The organism is Mycobacterium sp. TH-M25 (assembly GCF_057473665.1).
This window is the reverse complement of the sequence record NZ_JBYCLA010000318.1, coordinates 1-4,931: the sequence shown is the minus strand read 5'-3', so window position 1 is coordinate 4,931 and position 4,931 is coordinate 1. Positions and strand designations below refer to the sequence as shown.

The following is a 4,931-nucleotide window of genomic DNA, read 5'->3' as shown; positions in this document are numbered from 1 at the left end:
GATCTAGCGACTCGACGTAGTTGCGAGACCCGACCAGGCCGAGTTCTTCGGCGCCCCAGAAGCCGAATCGCACGGCGTTGTGGATGGCCGGCGACGGGCCCAATTGCAGCGCGGTTTCGAGCACCGCGGCGACACCGGATCCGTCGTCGTTGATGCCGGGTCCTTCCGGGACGCTGTCGAGGTGCGCTCCGGCCATCACCACATCGCTGGCCGAGCCGGTCTTGGTCTGCGCGACTACGTTGCGCGCCGAAATGGTCTTGGTGTCCGCGGACAGGTGAACCGTCGCGGGCCCGACGCTCGAACGAAGCAGCGCCCCATCCGATTTAGTGACTCCGACGACCGGGATCTTGACGCTGTTGGCCTCCCCCAACGTGCCGGCAATATGGTCTTCGACCACGTTGTCCGCAACAACCATCGCCAACGCGCCGCGCTGGGCTGCGGCGCCCGCCTTCTGCGCGAACGGGCACGCGCCACGATCCACCATCACGACGGCGCCGTTGACCGGGAGGTGGTCGTAGTCGCCGGCGGCACAGCCCGGACTTCCGTCGGCCGGGACGGCGACCAGGGGACCCGTCACCCCTGCCGCTGGGGTGCCGACGCTGTACTCCAGTGCCTGGGCGCCAAGCTTCTTGTCGCCGACGGTCACATCGCCGGGCTCGGCGTGAAATACGTGCGCGTCGAACGGCATGGTCTGGACGTCGAACCCCTTGGCCCGCAGCTTGCCCACGACGTAGTCCACACTGGCGTCGTAGCCCGGAGTCCCGACCGCGCGAGTGTTGTTGTTGACGTTGGCGATGTCCTGCAACTTCGTCAGGTGGGCCATCATCGCGTCGGTGGTCACCCGCCCGCGCAGTCCGGTGGCGAAATCCGGGCCCGAACTCCGGTTCAGCGCATCGGAGTGGCCGGAGGCCGCGCACCCGCCGGTTGCCAGCATGAGAGTCGCCACCGCGACGAGTATCGGTGTTGATTTGATAGCCATCGCGCCCCAGGCTAGCCGCACCTGGCCTGTTCTGCGGGATCGTCGCGCAGCAGATACGCGTGGATGGTGGTGCCGGCAGCTGTCGCGTGGGTGCGTAGCAGGTCGGCGATCGCGTTCACGACGAACAGCCCGTAGCTCCCGACACCGCCGGCTACGGTCGGGTGTCGACGGCCGGCGAGCGGGTCCGCCCACCGGCTCGTGTCGCGGGTCTCGCAGACCACGAACCCGCTTTCGACCCAGAACGCCAGGCGGCACGGGCCGCCAACCTGGTCGAGGCTGTTGGTGGCCAGTTCGGTCGCCAGGAGCAGCAGGTCGGCGATCCGGTCCGCCGACATACCGACCAGCCGCCCGTAACGTTCCGCGCATCGGCGGGCGCCGGCCAGGTCCATCGCGCGCTCGACGGTGTACGTCACCGCGGCGGAGTTGGTCGCCAGCGGCTGGTTGCATTTGTCGAGGGCGGCGTCGACGGCGTAGTCGGGGCAGTGTCGGCGCGCACCGCCCTGCCAGAGCTGCGGATGGGTGAGGCGGACGTCGGCCAAGATGCTCGCGTCCAAACCCGACACGTCGTAAGGGCATAACCCTGTGACCGCCGAACCTGAGAACGCGATGTTGCTGAGCGCCTCGTGTTGCAGGCAGGCCAGGTATTCCGACTCCGTCCGGCCCGCCCACGCCGACTCGGCGATTACCCGCACGGGCTGGTCTGAATGCGCGTCGACGAAGGCATGCTGACCCGCGATGATGCGCCCGGGATTGCGGCCGAAATCGGTGATGTCGGCCATCGTCACCTCGTCCGCGGCGGCTCCCAGCTCGCTGCGAAGTGCGGACAGCTTATCCCCCGGGACCGCGAGCATGACGGGCTCATGTCGGCTGAGGCCGTCCTCGATGAAGTGCACCAGCGAATCGATGTATTCGCGCTCTGATTCATACAGGAGCGCCGAATGGTCGAATCTGCGACTGTGCACGTGGGCTTTCGGTGTCATCGACGGACAATTCCCTCGGCAGTGTTTGCTGCGTGGTCGCAGGTTGGGTTACCCAAGTGCCGAAAACCTAATCAGGCTAACCTAATCTGCTGCACGATCAAGTCTGCGGTGGCGCGCATGCCTGCGGCATTGGGGTGAAAAGGCGCGGGACGCCAAGGCAACGGCCAACCCGCACCGACCGTCCAGGGATCCGCCGACCAGGCGTGGTGCCCGCGGCTGGCCTGGCCCGCACGCACCACCTCGCATCCGGTGGCCTGCGCGGCCGCCGCGGTGGCCTCCTCCAGTCGTCGGGCGACCAACCGGCCCACATCGGCATGTTCGGCCGACAGCGGTGCGGCCGCGACACCAGACGGTGGTAGCAGGGTCAGATAGTCGACAAACATCACCCGGGCCCGCGGCGCACGCCGGCGCACCTCGGTTCCGACCGCGCACAACGCGTCGCCGATCCCGTCGAGCGCCTTTTCTCGCGCCTCGCGATCGAGCAAGCTGCGGATGGCCGGCAGCTTTCGCGCCAGGGCCGGCAGCGCAGCGCCCATCAACAGCGGCACATACCCGACGTCGTTCCCGCCGATGGTGACGGTGACGAATTCCTCGGAGCCGTCCAGCGCCTCGACCTGCGGCGGGGCGTGACGCTGCCGCTCGGCGAGCACGTTGGCCGTGGTGGCCCCCGAGAAGGTGACGTCGACCAGGTCGAGGCTCAGCCGTTCGGCGACCAGATGGGCGTAGTTGCGCGCCGACCGGCCCGATCCACCCGGCGCACCCGGGGCGGACGGCGTGATACCGGGACCGGCCGCCATCGAACTACCCAGCGCCACATAGCGCCTCACCGGCTGACGCTCAATTGCCCGGCTCCTCGGCGGGCCGCATCGTCGTCCGGGCGGGACTCGAAGCCTGCGCCCAGAACCGTTTGGGAATGCGGCCGGCGCGCCGGGCGAGGTATCCCGCGGTGACGGCGGCTGCCATCGCGGCGGCCATCGCGGGCGGATCGGCGGCACGAGTCACCGCGGTGGCCAGTAGCACTGCGTCGCAGCCCAATTCCATCGCGAGCGCAGCGTCGCTGGCGGTCCCGATACCCGCGTCGAGCACAACGGGAACGCCGGATTGGGCGACGATCATCTCGATGTTGTGTGGGTTGGCGATGCCCAGGCCGGTACCGATCGGCGAGCCGAGCGGCATCACCGCCACGCACCCGGTGTCCTCGAGCCGCTTGGCCAGTGCCGGGTCGTCGTTGGTGTAGGGCAGCACGACAAAGCCGTCGTCGACCAATTGTTCTGCGGCCCGGACTAATTCGATAGCATCGGGCAGCAGTGTGCGCTCGTCGGCGATCACTTCTAACTTGACCCATTCGGTGCCGAGCGCCTCGCGGGCGAGTTGCGCCGTGAGCACCGCTTCGGCCGCGCTGCGACAGCCCGCGGTGTTGGGCAGCGGCGTAATACCCAGCCGGCTCAGCAGATCGAGCATGCCGGTGCCGCCCTCGGCGTCGACACGACGCATCGCGACGGTGGTCAGTTCGGTGCCGGAGGCGATCAAAGCCTCTTCGAGGACGGCCAGGTTGGCCGCTCCCCCGGTGCCCATGATCAGCCGGGAAGCGAAGCTGCGCCCGGCGATGGTCAGCTTCTGGTGCCCACCGCGACGATGCGGGTCGCCACAATCCGGTGCGGTGTGGGCACAGTCACATTCAGCCACCCTGCACCGCCGTGACGATCTCGATCTGCGCCCCCTCGGACAGGGTGGTGGCCCAGCGTGATCGCGGCAGCACCGCATGGTCGACCGCGACCGCGACGCCGCGGTCCGGGAAACCCAGCGACTGCAGCAGCGCCGCGACCGTCGTCTGTTCGTCCACCTCGACTTGCGCGGCGTTCACCTTGATGATCATGCGCCGCTCCTCCTGCCCGTTTCGATCGCACTGCCTGTCTATCGTCACCGGCGGGAGGATCATGAGTGCGCTCCCACCGGAATGAGTTCGGAAACAATCTGTTCAGCAGTCCACGGCGCCAGCAGAAAACCGGAGCGGCCGTGGCCGGCGGCGACCCATGTCCGCGCGTCCAAGCGTTGCACCAACGGCAGGTTGTCCGGCGTCATCGGGCGCAGACCGGCGATGCACTCGACGAACTCGTACTCCCCGAGTGCCGGCAGCACCGCGCACGCGTCGTCGAGCAGGTCGCGCACGCCGGACACCGTGGGTGCGGTGTCGTGGCCGTGCTCGTACTGCGTGGCGCCGACCACCACCCCGTCGACGCGTGGCACCACGTACACCTGACGTCCGTGCACGCGGGCCCGGATTACCCGCTGCGGCAACGGCATACACCCCTTACGCCAGCGCAATCGCAGCACCTCGCCCTTCACCGGCCGAATCGGCAGACCCGGCCACAACACCGGGGCATCGATCCCGTTGGCGATCACGACCGCGTCGGCTCGCACGGCATCCAGGTCGGCCACCGGCCCGTCCCACTCGACGCCGAGCCGCTCGCACGCCGCCGACAGCGCATCCAGCAGGCCGCGATTGTCCACCGCGAGCTCGGTCGGGGCCCGGAAGCCATGCCGAATACCTTGCGCCAGCATCGGTTCCACGTCGCGGACCGCGGAATCCCAGACCACCGGATGCCCCTGCGCAGACAGCCAGTCGGCGACCGTGCGCAGATCGGCGACGTCGGCGCGGTCGACGGCGACCACCAGCGACTCATGCGCCGTGATCACCTGCGCGGGCAGGCCGTCGGCGAATCCGTCCCGCCACAGCCGCAGCGATTCCAGCCCCAGTTCCAGCAGCCGCTCCTCACCGGGCCAGCCCTCGCTGTGGGGGGCCAGCATTCCGGCGGCCGCCCACGAGGCCCCAGGTTTCCCGGAGCGATGCACCCGCACCGACCAGCCCGCCTGGGCCGCGCGGCGCGCCACGGACAGCCCGATGACGCCGCCGCCGATGACGGCCAGCGATCCCGCGCCCGGTGGCATGTTCGCTCCCTTCGCCGGCATGA

6 protein-coding genes are annotated in these 4,931 nt (G+C 69.1%); all 6 read right to left on the bottom strand.

From position 1 onward, the window contains the following. Positions 1–979: M28 family peptidase (locus AC2VOU_RS10760; protein WP_486957364.1), on the bottom strand; the 979-nt coding region annotated here is incomplete at its 3' end. An 11-nt stretch (positions 980–990) separates the two neighbouring features. Further along, positions 991–1,959: an anti-sigma factor RsbA family regulatory protein gene (locus tag AC2VOU_RS10755; RefSeq protein ID WP_486957363.1), complete on the bottom strand. Its 969-nt coding sequence runs from the start codon at positions 1,957–1,959 to the stop codon at positions 991–993. Between the two features lie 71 nt (positions 1,960–2,030). Next, positions 2,031–2,786 (bottom strand): SGNH/GDSL hydrolase family protein, encoded by a 756-nt coding sequence (locus AC2VOU_RS10750; protein ID WP_486957362.1) that lies wholly within the window; start codon positions 2,784–2,786, stop codon positions 2,031–2,033. 10 nt (positions 2,787–2,796) lie between these two features. Next, complete coding sequence (gene thiG, locus AC2VOU_RS10745) at positions 2,797–3,573, bottom strand: thiazole synthase (RefSeq protein ID WP_486957367.1); 777 nt, start codon at positions 3,571–3,573, stop codon at positions 2,797–2,799. Between the two features lie 64 nt (positions 3,574–3,637). Beyond that, the gene (gene thiS / locus AC2VOU_RS10740; RefSeq protein ID WP_486957366.1) at positions 3,638–3,835 is read right to left on the bottom strand and encodes a sulfur carrier protein ThiS; all 198 of its coding nucleotides are present in this window, start codon (positions 3,833–3,835) and stop codon (positions 3,638–3,640) included. 59 nt (positions 3,836–3,894) lie between these two features. Further along, positions 3,895–4,908: a glycine oxidase ThiO gene (thiO, locus tag AC2VOU_RS10735; RefSeq protein ID WP_486957365.1), complete on the bottom strand. Its 1,014-nt coding sequence runs from the start codon at positions 4,906–4,908 to the stop codon at positions 3,895–3,897. Between the last annotated feature and the right edge of the window lie 23 nt (positions 4,909–4,931).